The organism is Flavobacterium movens, assembly GCF_039581425.1.
Lineage (GTDB): Bacteria > Bacteroidota > Bacteroidia > Flavobacteriales > Flavobacteriaceae > Flavobacterium > Flavobacterium luteolum.
The window spans coordinates 209,557-224,376 of record NZ_JBCPXY010000002.1; the positions used below are offsets into that span (position 1 = coordinate 209,557).

Consider the following 14,820-nt stretch of genomic DNA (forward strand, 5'->3'; position numbering starts at 1 on the left):
GCGATAAACTTTTTTTAAAGGAGGTTAATTCGGGTTCTAATGGTTAAATTTGTGGAACTTCATAAACAAATTACCATTATGGAAGAAATGCTCTTTTATGATCGAATGCAATTTGCCTTCACGATCACTTTTCATTATCTTTTTCCGCAACTTACAATGGGTCTTTCGTTGATCATTGTGTACTTCAAGTGGAAATATCTCAAAACTAAAGATGAACAATACAATCACGCCACCCATTTCTGGATGAAAATCTTTGCCCTCAATTTTGCAATGGGCGTTGTAACCGGAATTCCGATGGAGTTTCAGTTTGGAACCAACTGGGCAAAATTCTCCGAATTAACAGGCGGAATCATTGGTCAGACATTGGCGATGGAAGGAATGTTTTCTTTCTTTCTCGAATCTTCTTTTCTCGGATTATTTCTGTTTGGAGAAAAACTACTCGGACATAAATGGCATTTTGTAACTGGATTATTAATCATGATTGGTTCGTGGGCGAGTGGTTACTTAATTATTGCCACACATTCTTGGATGCAGAATCCAGTTGGTTATGAAATACTCGAAAATGGAAAATTTGTTCTAAATAATTTTCAAGCTTTATTCTTAAATCCTTGGCTTTGGCCTTCTTATTTGCACAATCAAGCTGCTTCTTTGGTAACGAGTTCTTTTGTTGTGGCTGGAATTGGAGCTTTCTATATTTTAAGCAATAAAAATGTTTCTTTCGGGAAATTGTTCTTGAAGACAGGCGTTATTTTTGGATTGATTTCAAGTGTTATTGTGGCTGTTCCAACAGGAGATTTATTGGCTAAAAATGTTGTGAAATACCAGCCTGTAACTTTTGCTGCTATGGAAGGAATCTTTCATACCGAAAAGAAAGGTTCAGAAATTGTTTTAATCGGTCAGCCCGATGTAAAAGATAAAAAATTGGATAATAAAATCGCTGTTCCAAACATTCTAAGTTTCCTGACTTATGGAAACTGGGATCAGGAAATAAAAGGTTTAGATCAGTTTGAAGAAGACTTGCACCCAACCAATATTTCTGGATTGTATTATGCCTATCATATTATGGTTGGACTCGGAACAGTTTTTATAGGATTGATGGTGCTTTCGCTTTTTCAATTAATTAGAGGAAAATTGTTTGAAACCAAATGGATTTTATGGTCTTTAATGTTCATGATGCCATTTCCATACATTGCTAACACAACAGGCTGGTATACGGCAGAATTAGGGAGACAGCCTTGGTTGGTTTATAATTTACTGAGAACGGCAGCCGGAGCTTCACCGACGGTTTCATCAGGAAATACCTTGTTTACATTGCTTGGTTTTATCGGTTTATACCTTTTACTGGGAATGTTGTTTTTGCTTTTAATTGGAAAAATTATCAATAAAGGTCCGCGTCATGTGGAACTTTCAACAGAAAAAATATAAGTATGGAATTTTTTTGGTACGTAGTTTTAATGGGAATTCTGGCCGTTTATCTGGTTTTAGACGGTTACGATTTTGGTGCAGGAATTATTCATTTATTTTTTGCTGATACAGAAAAAGATAAAAAAGCAATTACCAATGCCATTGGTCCGTTTTGGGATGCCAATGAAGTATGGCTGATTGCAGCGGGAGGAGTTTTGTTTTTTGCTTTTCCGACTTTATATGCATCATCTTTCAGCGGATTTTATCTGCCTTTGATTATGATTTTATGGCTTTTGATTTTCCGTGCCATTGGATTGGAAATGCGCGGACAAATTCACAATCATATGTGGGAAAGCATTTGGGATAAAGCTTTCGGAATCGCGAGTTTGCTTTTGGCTCTTTTCTTCGGAATTGCTTTAGGAAATATAGTTCGTGGTGTCAATCTTGGAATGGTTCAAAACGGAGTTTCTACGCAAGAAGCACATTTTTTCTTTCTGCCTTTATGGAATCCTACATTTAGTCCGCAAGCAGATGAATTGGGAATTATTGACTGGTTTACGCTTTTCTTAGGAATTGTGAGTGTTGTAGCTTTGACGATTCATGGTGCGAACTGGATTATTTATAAAACAAATTCGGCGCTGAATCCGAAATTGAAAAATGTAGTTTTTAGACTGAACTTTGTTCTGCTGATTTTGGTTTTTATTTCTTTGGGAATTTGGCATTTTATCGAGCCGAAACCGTTTCATAATTTTGTTGAAAATCCGATTCTTTGGTTTTTTCCTTTAATGACTTTTGTCGGAATTGCGGGATTATTTAAAGTTCGTTCCTTTAAAAAAGACGGTCACGGATTTCTGTTTTCGACTTTGTTTTTAGTTGGAGGATTTGCCTCGACAGCGGTTTCTATTTTTCCGAATGTTTTGCCTTCAACCAATAAAGTGAATCCGTCTTTAACGATTTACAACACAGCAGCTCATGAATACGGATTAAATGTAGGTATGAGTTGGTTTTTTATCGCTTTGTTTCTCGTGATTATTTATTTTGTTATTCAATATCGTGTTTTCAGTGGGAAAATGGATGATATTGGGTATGGGGAACATTGATTTTTTTTGTAGCCACTAATTGCACGAATTTTCACGAATTAATATTTTGAAAATATAATCAAATGCCTCCAGTTTTAACTGGAGGTTTTTTATTTTAATTTGAATTGGGCTTTAGCCAAATTTTGCGATTTTGGCTAAAGCCTTTTCATATACATTTGTTTACCTCTGGCTAAAGCTGGAGGCAATTTAATTTTATAGTGAGAAAAATATGTATTTTTACCAATCAGATAATTTTTCAAGAATTTTAAATATCTTTGAATTATGAGCACAACAGCAAAACCAAAACATATAGGACGAAACATAAGCCGAATTAGAGAGCTTAAAGGAATGAAACAAGAAGCTTTGGCAATTGCAATTGGTTTAAGCCAGCAGACTATTTCGAATATTGAAGCTAGCGAAACAATTGATAAAGAAAAATTGACTGAAATAGCAAAAGCACTTGGTGTTACTATTGAAGCAATTGAAAATTTTTCGGAAGAATCTGTTTTCAATTTCTTTAATAATTTTTATGATAATAGTTCAAGTCAAGGAAATAGTTTTAATCAAGGAATGTATGCAACTTTTAATCCTTTAGATAAAGTGGTTGAACTTTACGAGCGATTAGTTCAGGCTGAAAAAGAAAAAGTAGAATATTTAGAAAAACTGCTAAAAAAATAATAGAAAACCAAAAGATAAAAATGAATTGCCTCCAGTTTTAACTGGAGGTTTTTTGTTTGAATTTGAATTAAGGCTTTAGCCAAACTTTGCGGTTTTGGCTAAAGCCTTTTTTAAAAATGTTTTTTACCTCCAGCTAAAGCTGGAGGCAATTGATTGAAAATTTTAAAGACTTAAACGTCATTTTACCTGAGTCTGCGTTAGGGATAGGAGCGGTATCTCCCGATTTAGAAAAACAAGGCTTTTTAGCCGTAGTTTTTGTTAATCGGGAATAAAGCGGATAGCCCGGCCGAAGGAAACGCCCAAATTATTGTCTTCTAAGAATAAATATATTTTGGCAGTTAAAAGTGTATGATAATTTTTACGAAAGATTTAATTACAACTGATAGTTATATTCTATAAGCTGTACTGTAAGAAAAAAAAGCAGTTAATGCTTAATATTGCGTATCTAAGAATTTTTTCCCCCTAAAAAATTTTTAGCAATTCATTTTTACTAAAAGCGTAAAGCTATTTTACCTACTTAATTATGCCTTTAACAATTTTTTCCGATGAGGTTAGATTTCGTTATAAATCTAAAAACTGGCAGTATCAATTTGACGAAATTAAAGAACTTGGACTGCTCAAAAAAAAGAAAAAGTATTTTCTTGAAAATGGTGCTTTTATTGCCGTAACTGCTGCTGCATATTATTGTATGCTATTTTCTAATATAATGGATCTCTATTATATTATTCCTTCAATTTTATGCTATGCTTTTATTATAGCTGCGAGGTTTAATGATAAAACTGAGTTTGTATATTTTCTTTTTGTTAAAGATATTTACCAAAAAGAAATTAAAACCAAAATAGCACCAGAGGACCGTATATTGGTTGGAAAACAGATCGATTACTATTTAGATCTTCAGTTTGAAAGAAGTGTAAAAAGAACTGCCTAACAAAAAAAAATCAGAAATGTTTGAATTTACTATTTCCCAATATGACTTTATTTTCATAATGGCAGCTTTGATGTACGGTTATTTTATTACCAAAAGAAAGAATTAACAAAAATGCTTATCATATTTCTTTATTGATGAAGCTTCAATAATAATACCCAAAAAGAAGTGTAGTTAAGCCGTTGTAATTTAACGGCTGGCTGTTTTAACTATACATGACCCCAAATCAGATTAAAAAATTATGGCCACAACAATTAAAAACAAGATTAGAAACATTAGAGAGTTAAAAAATTATACTCAAGAATATATGGCAGAAAGATTAGGTGTAACTCAGGCAGGTTACAGTAAAATTGAAAAAGGAAAGACTTCTTTGAGTTACGAAAAATTGGTTGAAATAGGAAGGATTTTAGATGTCAGCGTTGAGGATATAATTAGTTTTGATTACGATAAATATTTTAATAATTACAACAAAATAACAGGAAACAATAACGGCAGTATTTTGATTAATGCCGATAATTCTTCGGTACTTAAAGAGCTTTATGAAGACAAAATCCAGTTATTAGAAAAACTGCTTTCGAGAACCGAAATTGAGCTGGAACGTTATAAAGATAAGTTTGGAGAAATTTGAAGGTTTTAGTTTCATCTTTGTCAAAGTTATAAACTTTGACAAAGATTACTCTACAAGTGAAACTAAATAAAAGTTTTGAAATTACGGTTAGAATAAAACTTCTTTGGCAATGATATAAAATCCCATTACGAGGACAAACCATCCAAAAAGAGGTTTTAATTTTGTGCCATCTATTTTTTTAGAAAGCTGGCTTCCAATCATCATTCCGATTAAGGCCATTGCAGAAACGCTTAAAAGAAAAGTATAATTTATAGGTGTTCCAATGTATAAATCTCCGGCAAAACCTATTGAGGAATTTATGGTGATAATTAACAGAGAAGTTCCAACAGCTTGTTTCATGGGCAGTTTAGCGAAAAAAAGCAAGGCAGGAATAATTAAGAATCCGCCGCCAGCGCCTAGAAATCCAGTTACGATTCCGACCAAAAAGCCAATTAAGCTAAGTTGCGGATAATTGGTTTCTGCTGCTGTTATTTCGGGCTGATTTTTTTTAATCATAGAAATAGCAGCTGTAATCATCAATATAGAAAAGACAATCATAATAAGAAAATCTTTTGAAATGGTATAAGATGCAACTGAAAACAGAGTTGATGCAATTTGCGGAAAAATTACTTCACGAATGATTAAAATAGAAATAACAGAAGGAATTGCAAAATACAAAGCCGATTTCAGCTTCAGATTTCCCATTTTGTAATGGCTGTAACTTCCAAACAATGCTGTTAATCCGACAATAAATAAAGAATAAGAAGTGGCCTGATCAGGATTTACTTCAAATAAATAAACTAAAATTGGAATAGTCAAAATAGAACCGCCACCACCAATTAAGCCAAGCGAGATTCCGATTATGATTGAGGCAAAAAATCCTAAATATTCCATTGCATTTGTTTTAATGCAAAGTTGCCTCGGAAATTAGAATCCTACAGTAACATTTATCACAGAAGATTTTTTTTCGCCACGAATTCACGAATTTTCACGAATTATTTTGTCAAATTGAGCGAAGTCGAAATGCTTTGCGAGGCTTCGACTTCGGTCAGCCTGACAACAGGAAATATTTTTGCCACAGATTAAAAGGATTAGATGGATTTTTCTATTCTTAATAAAAAGAAATCCTAATAATCCTTTTAATCTGTGGCTAAAAAAAAACTATTTCAATAATTCAATCTGGTTTCTGTTGAGTTTGACTAAACCTCGCTGTTCCATTTTTTTGAGTAATCTGGAAACTACTTCGCGCGAGGTATTTAATTCGGTTGCGATTTCTTGGTGTGAGAGATTCACTTCAGAGCAGCCACAAGCATCAGAGTGGCGTTTTAGGTAAAATTCTAGTCTTTCATCCATAGAACGGAAAGCGATATTATCAACCACTTCGAGAACTTCTTCAAAACGGCTTCGATAAGTTTCAATTACAAATTCGTACCAAGAACGGTGTTCCATCATCCATTTGTCCATCAATTGTAACGGAATCATCATTACGGTAACATCTTCGACCACTTTTGCCATAATTTGACTTTTTTCGCTTTTGGCAGTACAGATCATCGAGATGGCACAAGCTTGTCCAGGTTGTAGATAATACATTAAAAACTCTCCGCCATCTTCGCCTTCGCGATAGATTTTAATTTTTCCTTTAATAATCAAAACTGTATTTTTAATATACTGTCCGGTACGCATTAAAATGGTTCCGGTTTCAAAATCTTGAAGACTTCCGTTTTCTTCTATTGTAGCGATAAGCTCGTTAGAGAAATTAGGAAAAATGGTTTTTAATGAATGCTGCATATTGTAGATTTTTTTGCCGCCAATTGCATTAATTCGTGAGAATTCGTGGCGAATATTTTTATCAAAATCGAATAAAAATATATGATTGATTGCAAAGATAAGGGTTTGAGATGGGAATAATTATCAGAAAACTAGATTTAAGATTAATTTTATATAAATGAAAAAATCCTATTTTCTATCGATTTTGTAGGCTGAATTTTTGAAAATAGTAAGTAAATTTGTAATTCACTGATTATAATACTTTCTCTAAAACGTTTTCTGAGAATAATAATCGAAATCGCATTTGGTACGTTTTTCATATGGAGAAACGTCGTAATTTTACAAAAACACATTTTATTATGAATTTATCACAAGAAGATTGGGTTGCTCAGTTAGAGGCTGACGAAAATGCAGTTATACTTGATGTAAGAACTGAAGACGAATTTAATGACGGCTACATTGAGAATGCTCTAAACATTGATATCAATAAAGGGCAGGCATTTATCTATGAAATCGAAGAATTAGACAAAAATAAAAATTATTATGTATACTGTCGTTCTGGTGCTAGAAGCGCAAAAGCGTGTCAGATCATGAACGAATTGGGTATCGAAAACGCTTACAATCTGCTTGGAGGTATCCTGGATTGGGAAGGCGAAACAGTACAACCATAAAAGAAGAAGAGGCATTAAAAAAGCCTCTTTTTTCTTTTGAAAATAGAATTACCAGACCATTAAACAAACCAAATTATGAGTTTTATACCAGAAGAATATCAGATTAAAAGTTTGATAAATCAAGATACTTATCTTGTAAATGGAGAATTGAAACAATGGACAGGGCAAACCACACCTGTGTTTTCTACTATTTCTTCAACTGAAAAGTATTCGCCTACTTTATTAGGATCTATCCCTTTTATGGGAGAAAAAGAAGCAGCAGAAGTTGTCGAAGCTGCTACCAATGCATACGATATGGGCCAAGGTTTATGGCCAACTATGAAAGTAGTGGATCGTATTAAATGCATGGAAAAATTTGTGAAGCAAATGAAAGAAACCCGCGAAGAAGTAGTAAAACTTTTGATGTGGGAAATTGGAAAAAACCTTGGAGATTCGCAAAAAGAATTCGACAGAACGGTAGAATATATTTACGATACCATTGCAAGCTACAAAGAATTAAACGGACGCAGCTCGCATTTTGAAAAAGTGCAAGGTGTAAACGCCATGATTCGCCGTGGACCTCTTGGAGTGGTTTTATGTCTTGGACCGTATAATTATCCTTTAAATGAAACATTCTCATTGTTGATTCCAGCTTTGATTATGGGAAATACTGTAATCTTCAAACCTGCGAAACATGGTGTTTTATGTATTTCTCCATTGTTGGAAGCTTTCAGAAGCAGTTTCCCAAAAGGTGTAATTAATATTGTTTATGGTAGAGGACGTGAAGTGGCTTCTCCAATAATGAAATCTGGAAAAATTGATGTTTTGGCATTAATTGGAAACAGTAAATCGGCGATTGCTTTACAAGATCAGCATCCGAACAAAAATAGATTGCGTTTAATCTTAGGTTTAGAAGCTAAAAATCCAGCAATTATTCTTCCAGATGCCGATTTGGATTTGGCTATTCAAGAATGTATCACAGGAAGTTTGTCTTTTAACGGACAGCGTTGTACGGCTCTAAAAGTGTTGTATGTTCACGAATCAATTTCGGAAGAATTCAACAAACGTTTTGCTGAAAAAGTAGATAGTTTACTTTTCGGAAATCCGTGGGAAAAAGGAGTTTCATTAACGCCGCTTCCAGAAACAGATAAACCAAAATATATTCAAGGTTTAATTGATGACGCTCTTCACAAAGGAGCAAAAGTGATTAATGAAAAAGGAGGAAAACATACTGATAATTATATTTTTCCAGCAGTTTTATATCCAGTAAACAAAGAAATGCGTGTTTACCACGAAGAACAGTTTGGTCCAGTAGTTCCTGTACTTTCTTTTAAAGATATTAAAGAACCATTGAAAGATATGGCAGAATCAAATTACGGGCAGCAAGTAAGTTTGTTTGGTAAAGATATTAAAACGCTTGCACCACTAATTGATGCTTTGGTTAATTTAGTTTGTAGAGTAAACCTCAACAGTTCTTGCCAAAGAGGGCCAGATGCTTTCCCTTTCACAGGAAGAAAAGATTCTGCTGTAGGAACTTTGAGTATTCCAGATGCTTTGCGTTCATTCTCAATCCGTACGTTTGTAGCTTCAAAAGATATTGATTATAATAATGAGATTCTGCAGGAATTGCTTAACAGCAAAGAATCGAATTTTATTAATACAGATTATATTTTGTAGCCATCAAGTTATATATTAATTATAGATGCCGTCTGTTGCTTTTGGTGATAGACGGTTTTTCTTTTTTGTGAAATGTTTGAAGTAAAATGTAAAATGTGAAATGTAAAATGTGAAATGTAAAATGTGAAATGAATGTTTTTCGCATTTCACATTTCACGACTCGCATTTCACAATTCACCATTAACAATTAATAATTAAATTTGTAACATTGTTTAAAAAAAACAGTCTTATTATATACCAAACAATTTAAAGACATAAAAATCATTTATGAAAAAGAGATTTTTACAATTTGCATTAATAACATTCGTTCTTTTTGCCCAAGATACTATTGCTCAAGAGCTTTACATGCCTCGAAATATAAAAAAAGCCTACGAGAACGGAACACGTTCTAAAGATGGAAAACCTGGTGTAAACTATTGGCAGAACCGCGGAAAATATAATATGGAAATTTCTGTTGATCCTAAAACAAGATTGGTCTCGGGAACAGAAACCATTATTTACGAAAACAATAGTAAAGATACTTTAAGAAACTTAGTTATTCGTTTTGTAAATAATCTTCATAAACCTACTTCGTCTCGTGGAAACGATGTGAGTGAAGATTTTTTAAGCGACGGATTAACAATTACTTCATTAAAAGTTGAAAATGAAGTATACAAAGAAGACGCTAGAAAATGGGGAACGGTTGGGAATGTGAAATTGCAGAAACCGATTTTACCGCATTCGAAAACTACTATAAATATTCAGTGGAATTATCCTTTGTCTAAAGAGAGTGGGCGAGAAGGGCAGATTGACCAAACTACTTTTTTTGTGGCATACAGTTATCCACGAGTTTCAGTTCTTGATGATTACAACGGTTGGGATAGATTGCCGCATACAGATCGACAAGAGTTTTATAATGATTTTAATGATTATGTTTTTTCTGTAAAAGCACCCAAAAATTATGTTGTTTATGCAACAGGAGATTTATTGAATCCAGATGAGGTTTTACAGCCTGAGTTTGCTTCACGTTTGAAAAAATCATACACAACAGATGAAATTTTACACATTGCAAACGAGCAGGAAATGAAAAGCGGTATCGTAACGAAACAATATGATTGGAATGTCTGGAAGTTTGAAGCTAAAAACATTACCGATGTATGTTTTGGTTTAAGCGACCATTATTTATGGGATGCTAGCAGTGTTGTTGTCGACAAGAAAACAAATCGTCGTGCTAGCGTTCAGGCGGCTTACGATGTTAAAGGAACAGATTTTGTGAATTCTGTAAAGAATAATCAATATGCTTTAGATTGGTTTTCTAACAACTGGCCAGGAGTTCCATATCCGTTTTCTAAAATGACAGCTTTTCAAGGTTTTGCCGATATGGAATATCCAATGATGTGCAACGATTCGCAAATGGGGGATCCTAATTTTGCACAGTTAGTGCAAGATCATGAAGTAGCACATACTTATTTCCCTTTTTATATGGGAATCAATGAAACGCGTTATGCATTTATGGACGAAGGATGGGCGACAACTTTTGAATATTTAATCGGAATTGCCGAACATGGCAAAGAAGCTGCTGATAATTTTTATAAAGAATTCAGAGTAAAACACTATATAAACGATCGATCTTCAGAACAAGATCAGCCGATTATAACAATGTCTACACAGGTTTCTGGAGCAGGTTATGGAAACAATTCTTACGGTAAGGCTTCTCTTTCTTATTTGGCTTTGAAAGACCTGTTAGGAGAAGATTTGTTTAAGAAGGCTTTACATACTTATATGGATAATTGGAATGGAAAGCATCCAATTCCATGGGATTATTTTAATTCGTTTAATACTGCAACAGGCAAGAATTTAAATTGGTTTTTTAATAATTGGTTTTTTACCAACAACTATTTAGATATCGCTGTAAAAGGTATTTCTGTTGATAAAAAAACTATAACAATAGATAATATTGGAGGTTTTGCAATTCCGTTTGACGTTATTATTACTTATGCTGACAAATCGAAAGTCACACTTCATCAAACACCTGCAATTTGGGAGAAAAATCAAAAAACAGCCAAAATAATTCTGAAAAGTGCAAAGAAAATAGCCCAAATTCAGTTAGATGGAGGTATTTTTATGGATGCGACTCCCGAAAATAATATTTTAAATGTTAAATAATTATTTAAATTTTAATAAAATAAAAAATAAGGCTGCTTTATTTAATAAAGCAGCTTTATTTTTTTGAAAAACATTAAAAATGTCTAAAATATAGAAAAATATAGGAATATTTCTCTAAAATAGACTAGGTTTGCAGAATACTAAGAAAATACCCCGCCCCCTAATGAAAAATATTTTTGTGTTTATTGTATTGTTAAATACATTTCCGTTCTTTGGACAAAATGATCAAAAAACTGCATTTCAAAAAAGTAAATACGAATTGGCAGTTTCCTACTACAAAAAAGCTGATTTCGTAAAGGCAATAGATTTATTCTCTTTAGCAGCTAAAATTAAACCAGACAATGAGATTGGAAAAGATGCTGTTAGTAAAGTAGATACTTTGCGCGGACTGTTGAGAAAAGAAATTTTAAGCAACGTTCTAGGAACTTGGAAAAGAACAGGAAGTCAACCAGTTTGGTCAACAACAGCATCGCCAGACAGTAGTCAATCTAGTTTTGATGAATTGATCGAAATTAAAGAAAACGAAATATTGTTTTATGAAGTAGATAAAAAGACGAAAGTAAAGAAACTTCTAAAAACAGAAAATTTAGTTTACAATGATAATAGCACTACAGTATCAGTATTCTCAGAGATTATTCTTTCAGATGGAACAGTTTGGAACTGCAGTATTAATGAAAAAGCAAACATATTACATGTTATTAATGTAGCGGTTAAGACTGAAAATGGAGTCGAAAAGATAAAAGATGATAACGAGGAAAGTTATTACGTTAAAATATAATAAAAAAAGGGAATCAACTGATTCCCTTTTTTATGGCTTTATGTTTTATAAAAATTTAAATCCTAGTGAAAAGTTTGTTACCCCGGTTTTAATTTCTCCATTAGAAGCATCTATATCGGTAAGTCCTGCAAGATACCTTATGTCAAAAGTCAGTCTCCAAACATCAACTCCAACACCTCCAAGTATACTGTGATTGTTTCTTTCAAAAGCAATAGAATTCAGATTGTTATTGCTGCTTATGTCTGAATAATTCTTCCAATTGTATCCCGCAAAAACTCTTACATTACCTATTTTTCCCAGCGGAATAATTTTAAAACCGGCAATTAAAGTGGCATCAGTTCCAGAGAGTTTAAATTCGGTTTCTCCTCTTCCGTCTTGAAAAACGCTGAAATTACTTTGGGCATAACCAAATTCGCCTTGCGCATAAAAAACGGTAAGATTTACTCTAGCAAAAGCGGCAAAGCCAATTCCTGTATTCGTATGATCGGAGCTGAAGTTTTTTGCATCGACAGAAGTAATATTAGTCGAAAATTGCGGTCCTATTTGTATTAATTGCGCAAATCCATTGGCACAAATACATAAAAATGCTGCTAAAAAGAATTTTTTCATAACGGAATCTGTTTGATTTTGGTTCTATAAAAATAAACATAATAGATTAGAATTGAATGATTTGTCTGATTTATTTTTATGTAAAGTTTTGATAGTTAGCTATGTCTGATTTTTGTTTTACTTTTTCTATTCAGATTAAAATGAATTATTTTTGGAAAGATTTAATAGATACTTATGGAAATTAAAGCAATAAAAGCATCAGATACTTGGCAGATCCGTCATGAAGTAATGTGGCCAGAACAGCCTTTCGAATTTGTAAAGTTAGACGAAGACGATGCTGGGTCTCATTTTGGCGTTTTTGAAGATGATCAATTAGTTTCTATAGTTTCTTGTTTTATTGAAGGGAAAGAAATGCAGTTTAGAAAATTGGCTACTTTAGAAGAATATCAGGGAAGAGGAATTGCGTCTTATCTCTTAAAATATATTTTGGAATTTGCAAAAAGTAAAGATTTGCAAAAAGTTTGGTGTAATGCCAGAAGCAACAAAAAGTCTTTTTATGAAAAATTGGGACTTATAGATACTCATAAAACATTCGTCAAAGCTGGACAGGAATTTACAATAATGGAAATTAAGCTATAGAAAAGTAATTTTTTTGTTTGCATAAATATTTGTTTTGTAGTTGTTTATATTGCATTTTTTGAATAGGATGATGCTTTTCTTCATCTAATCTTCATATAAAAAGTTACCGAAAACGTTTTCATTTTATGTAACTGTTAAAGCTTGTTAAAAAATCTTTTTTTGTTTTAATTCTTTTATTACTTTCGCACCGAAATGAGAAAGTTAATAGTATTTTTAGTATTCATGAATATGCTTCTGTTTGGCGGAGGCCAATATTTGAATGCAAATACTTTTGGTCCTCATAATCACCATCATCTACAAAAACACAGAGTTAAATTTACTAATCAAGATCGTGGGACTTCAACAATTGAAGAAGCTACAGATATTGATTTAGAAGAAGATCTTGTTGGAGGCGAAGATGTTGATTTACTTACGAACAAATATTTTACTGCTTCGTACAGTTTGGTAGACACTTTGTATCTGGCACTTTCAGATCAGTCTGCAGCGAATGATTCTAATCGTTTAAAATTTTCTACGCCTATATTTGGGCATTCAAATCCTATCTATATTACTCAACGAGTATTAAGAATTTGATTCTAAAGTATACATCGGTTACCTGAGTTTTGATCTCTGCGTATCTTGCTGTTGTATATTTTTTCTACTTCCGCTTATATGAAAGTTATGGTCTGGACTAAGGCTGACTGATGCATTTTAACATCCAAAAGGAATTTTTATTCCAAAGCATTCAATCGCTTAATTTCCAAACTAAATCATGAAAAAAATCATTGTTTTCACAGGCTTAATGGCCTTGGTGTGCTTAACGAGCTGCACATCTAAAAAAGAAGAAAAAGAAGAAGTTGAAAAATTTACCGTTACTAATCCGGTTAGAATTGATACTTCGTTTACCAAAGAATACGTTTCACAAATTAGATCGGTTCGTAATATCGAACTTCGCGCCCAAGAAAAAGGGTTTTTACAAAATATATATGTTGACGAAGGACAGTTTGTAAAAAAAGGACAGCTGTTGTTTAAAATTATGCCAAACATGTATCAGGCAGAATTGTTAAAAGCGCAGTCAGAACAAAAATCAGTAGAAATTGAATTACAAAATTCAAAATTACTGGCTGATAAAAATATCGTTTCAAAAAACGAATTAAGTGTAGCTCAAGCAAAATTGCAATCTGCAAAAGCTGAAGTTGCACTGGCAAAACTTCACTTATCATTCACAGAAATCAGAGCTCCGTTTGACGGAACAATCGACCGTATTCCTTTAAAATTAGGAAGTTTAATCGATGAAGGCGAATTGTTGACAAGCCTTTCAGATAACAGTCAGATGTTTGCTTATTTTAATGTTTCTGAGCCAGAATACATCAGTTATGAAACGCATATTAAAGATCGTGCAGATAACAAAGTGAATTTAGTTTTAGCAAACGGAGAACTTTTTAAAGATAAAGGAAATGTTGAGGTTATCGAAAGTGAATTCAACAACGAAACAGGAAATATCGCTTTCAGAGCAAGATTCCCAAATTCAGGAAAATTACTTAGAAATGGAGAAACAGGACAAGTTCAAATGAATGTTCCTCTTAAAAATGCTATTGTAATTCCGCAAAAAGCGACTTACGAAATTCAAGATAAAAAATATGTTTTTGTGGTTGGTAAGGACAACAAAGTTAGTTCTAGAGAAATCACCATCACAGGTGAAATTCCTGATTTGTACGTAATCAAAAGCGGTATTACAGAGAATGACAGAATCCTACTTGAAGGTGTTCAAAAAGTAAAAGAAAACGACAAGATTAAATTCGATTACGAATCTCCTAAAGAAGTAATCAATCATTTACGCTTAAAAGCAGAATAGTTTTTTGTTTTAATAGTTTCAAGTTACGTACTGAACCAAAAAACTTGAAACCAGAAACTTGAAACATTTTAAACTTCAATAAGTTTAA

General features: G+C 33.0%; 15 protein-coding genes. 12 read left to right on the top strand and 3 right to left on the bottom strand.

The annotated features are described in order from the left end of the window. Positions 1-78: 78 nt before the first annotated feature. The 5 genes from AAYQ05_RS04415 (at position 79) to AAYQ05_RS04435 (ending at position 4,714) form a co-directional block, all read left to right on the top strand. A complete protein-coding gene (locus tag AAYQ05_RS04415) occupies positions 79-1,425 on the top strand; it encodes a cytochrome ubiquinol oxidase subunit I (RefSeq protein WP_343541975.1) in 1,347 nt (448 codons plus the stop codon). Positions 1,426-1,427: 2 nt separating this feature from the next. Continuing rightward, positions 1,428-2,504, top strand: coding sequence for a cytochrome d ubiquinol oxidase subunit II (gene cydB, locus AAYQ05_RS04420; RefSeq protein WP_343541389.1), 1,077 nt, complete (start codon positions 1,428-1,430; stop codon positions 2,502-2,504). 261 nt (positions 2,505-2,765) lie between these two features. Next, entirely contained in the window at positions 2,766-3,161 is a 396-nt protein-coding gene (locus tag AAYQ05_RS04425; protein WP_343541391.1) for a helix-turn-helix domain-containing protein, read from the top strand. A gap of 523 nt (positions 3,162-3,684) precedes the next feature. Further along, complete coding sequence (locus tag AAYQ05_RS04430; RefSeq protein ID WP_343541393.1) at positions 3,685-4,089, top strand: hypothetical protein; 405 nt, start codon at positions 3,685-3,687, stop codon at positions 4,087-4,089. 238 nt (positions 4,090-4,327) lie between these two features. Next, the gene (locus tag AAYQ05_RS04435) at positions 4,328-4,714 is read left to right on the top strand and encodes a helix-turn-helix transcriptional regulator (RefSeq protein WP_281633525.1); all 387 of its coding nucleotides are present in this window, start codon (positions 4,328-4,330) and stop codon (positions 4,712-4,714) included. Positions 4,715-4,801: 87 nt separating this feature from the next. On the opposite strand, the gene AAYQ05_RS04440 is transcribed toward AAYQ05_RS04435, so the two are convergent. Beyond that, positions 4,802-5,587, bottom strand: a complete 786-nt coding sequence (locus AAYQ05_RS04440) for a sulfite exporter TauE/SafE family protein (RefSeq protein ID WP_343541395.1) — start codon at positions 5,585-5,587, stop codon at positions 4,802-4,804. Positions 5,588-5,854: 267 nt separating this feature from the next. Continuing rightward, positions 5,855-6,481, bottom strand: coding sequence for a Crp/Fnr family transcriptional regulator (locus AAYQ05_RS04445; RefSeq protein ID WP_281633523.1), 627 nt, complete (start codon positions 6,479-6,481; stop codon positions 5,855-5,857). Positions 6,482-6,819: 338 nt separating this feature from the next. On the opposite strand from AAYQ05_RS04445, the gene AAYQ05_RS04450 reads away from it, so the two are divergent. From AAYQ05_RS04450 to AAYQ05_RS04465, 4 genes are all read left to right on the top strand, one after another. Next, positions 6,820-7,131: a rhodanese-like domain-containing protein gene (locus AAYQ05_RS04450; RefSeq protein WP_095929060.1), complete on the top strand. Its 312-nt coding sequence runs from the start codon at positions 6,820-6,822 to the stop codon at positions 7,129-7,131. Positions 7,132-7,206: 75 nt separating this feature from the next. Further along, on the top strand, positions 7,207-8,787 hold the full coding sequence (locus tag AAYQ05_RS04455) for an NADP-dependent glyceraldehyde-3-phosphate dehydrogenase (RefSeq protein ID WP_198856617.1): 1,581 nt from the start codon (positions 7,207-7,209) through the stop codon (positions 8,785-8,787). A 267-nt stretch (positions 8,788-9,054) separates the two neighbouring features. Next, complete coding sequence (locus tag AAYQ05_RS04460) at positions 9,055-10,932, top strand: M1 family metallopeptidase (protein ID WP_343541402.1); 1,878 nt, start codon at positions 9,055-9,057, stop codon at positions 10,930-10,932. 163 nt (positions 10,933-11,095) lie between these two features. Beyond that, positions 11,096-11,710 carry a tetratricopeptide repeat protein gene (locus AAYQ05_RS04465; protein ID WP_343541403.1) on the top strand — a complete coding sequence of 205 codons (615 nt, stop codon included), beginning with the start codon at positions 11,096-11,098 and terminating at the stop codon, positions 11,708-11,710. Positions 11,711-11,755: 45 nt separating this feature from the next. Here the strand turns inward: AAYQ05_RS04465 and AAYQ05_RS04470 are convergent, their stop codons facing one another. After that, positions 11,756-12,319 carry an outer membrane beta-barrel protein gene (locus AAYQ05_RS04470; protein ID WP_343541404.1) on the bottom strand — a complete coding sequence of 188 codons (564 nt, stop codon included), beginning with the start codon at positions 12,317-12,319 and terminating at the stop codon, positions 11,756-11,758. A 174-nt stretch (positions 12,320-12,493) separates the two neighbouring features. Between AAYQ05_RS04470 and AAYQ05_RS04475 the strand changes: the two genes are divergently transcribed. The 3 genes from AAYQ05_RS04475 to AAYQ05_RS04485 all read left to right on the top strand — a co-directional run bounded on the left by AAYQ05_RS04475 (position 12,494) and on the right by AAYQ05_RS04485 (position 14,732). Beyond that, positions 12,494-12,898 (top strand): GNAT family N-acetyltransferase, encoded by a 405-nt coding sequence (locus AAYQ05_RS04475; RefSeq protein ID WP_343541407.1) that lies wholly within the window; start codon positions 12,494-12,496, stop codon positions 12,896-12,898. A gap of 192 nt (positions 12,899-13,090) precedes the next feature. Beyond that, positions 13,091-13,471, top strand: a complete 381-nt coding sequence (locus tag AAYQ05_RS04480; RefSeq protein WP_343541408.1) for a hypothetical protein — start codon at positions 13,091-13,093, stop codon at positions 13,469-13,471. Positions 13,472-13,649: 178 nt separating this feature from the next. Continuing rightward, positions 13,650-14,732, top strand: a complete 1,083-nt coding sequence (locus AAYQ05_RS04485) for an efflux RND transporter periplasmic adaptor subunit (protein ID WP_343541410.1) — start codon at positions 13,650-13,652, stop codon at positions 14,730-14,732. Positions 14,733-14,820: the final 88 nt, after the last annotated feature.

Coding starts and splice junctions, on each gene's coding strand:
- AAYQ05_RS04455 (WP_198856617.1), top strand. CDS start 7,207: ATGAGTTTTATACCAGAAGAATATCAGATTAAAAGTTTGATAAATCAA.
- AAYQ05_RS04465 (WP_343541403.1), top strand. CDS start 11,096: ATGAAAAATATTTTTGTGTTTATTGTATTGTTAAATACATTTCCGTTC.
- AAYQ05_RS04485 (WP_343541410.1), top strand. CDS start 13,650: ATGAAAAAAATCATTGTTTTCACAGGCTTAATGGCCTTGGTGTGCTTA.
- AAYQ05_RS04450 (WP_095929060.1), top strand. CDS start 6,820: ATGAATTTATCACAAGAAGATTGGGTTGCTCAGTTAGAGGCTGACGAA.
- AAYQ05_RS04480 (WP_343541408.1), top strand. CDS start 13,091: ATGAGAAAGTTAATAGTATTTTTAGTATTCATGAATATGCTTCTGTTT.
- AAYQ05_RS04470 (WP_343541404.1), bottom strand. CDS start 12,319: ATGAAAAAATTCTTTTTAGCAGCATTTTTATGTATTTGTGCCAATGGA.
- AAYQ05_RS04425 (WP_343541391.1), top strand. CDS start 2,766: ATGAGCACAACAGCAAAACCAAAACATATAGGACGAAACATAAGCCGA.
- cydB (WP_343541389.1), top strand. CDS start 1,428: ATGGAATTTTTTTGGTACGTAGTTTTAATGGGAATTCTGGCCGTTTAT.
- AAYQ05_RS04460 (WP_343541402.1), top strand. CDS start 9,055: ATGAAAAAGAGATTTTTACAATTTGCATTAATAACATTCGTTCTTTTT.
- AAYQ05_RS04475 (WP_343541407.1), top strand. CDS start 12,494: ATGGAAATTAAAGCAATAAAAGCATCAGATACTTGGCAGATCCGTCAT.
- AAYQ05_RS04445 (WP_281633523.1), bottom strand. CDS start 6,481: ATGCAGCATTCATTAAAAACCATTTTTCCTAATTTCTCTAACGAGCTT.
- AAYQ05_RS04430 (WP_343541393.1), top strand. CDS start 3,685: ATGCCTTTAACAATTTTTTCCGATGAGGTTAGATTTCGTTATAAATCT.
- AAYQ05_RS04435 (WP_281633525.1), top strand. CDS start 4,328: ATGGCCACAACAATTAAAAACAAGATTAGAAACATTAGAGAGTTAAAA.
- AAYQ05_RS04440 (WP_343541395.1), bottom strand. CDS start 5,587: ATGGAATATTTAGGATTTTTTGCCTCAATCATAATCGGAATCTCGCTT.
- AAYQ05_RS04415 (WP_343541975.1), top strand. CDS start 79: ATGGAAGAAATGCTCTTTTATGATCGAATGCAATTTGCCTTCACGATC.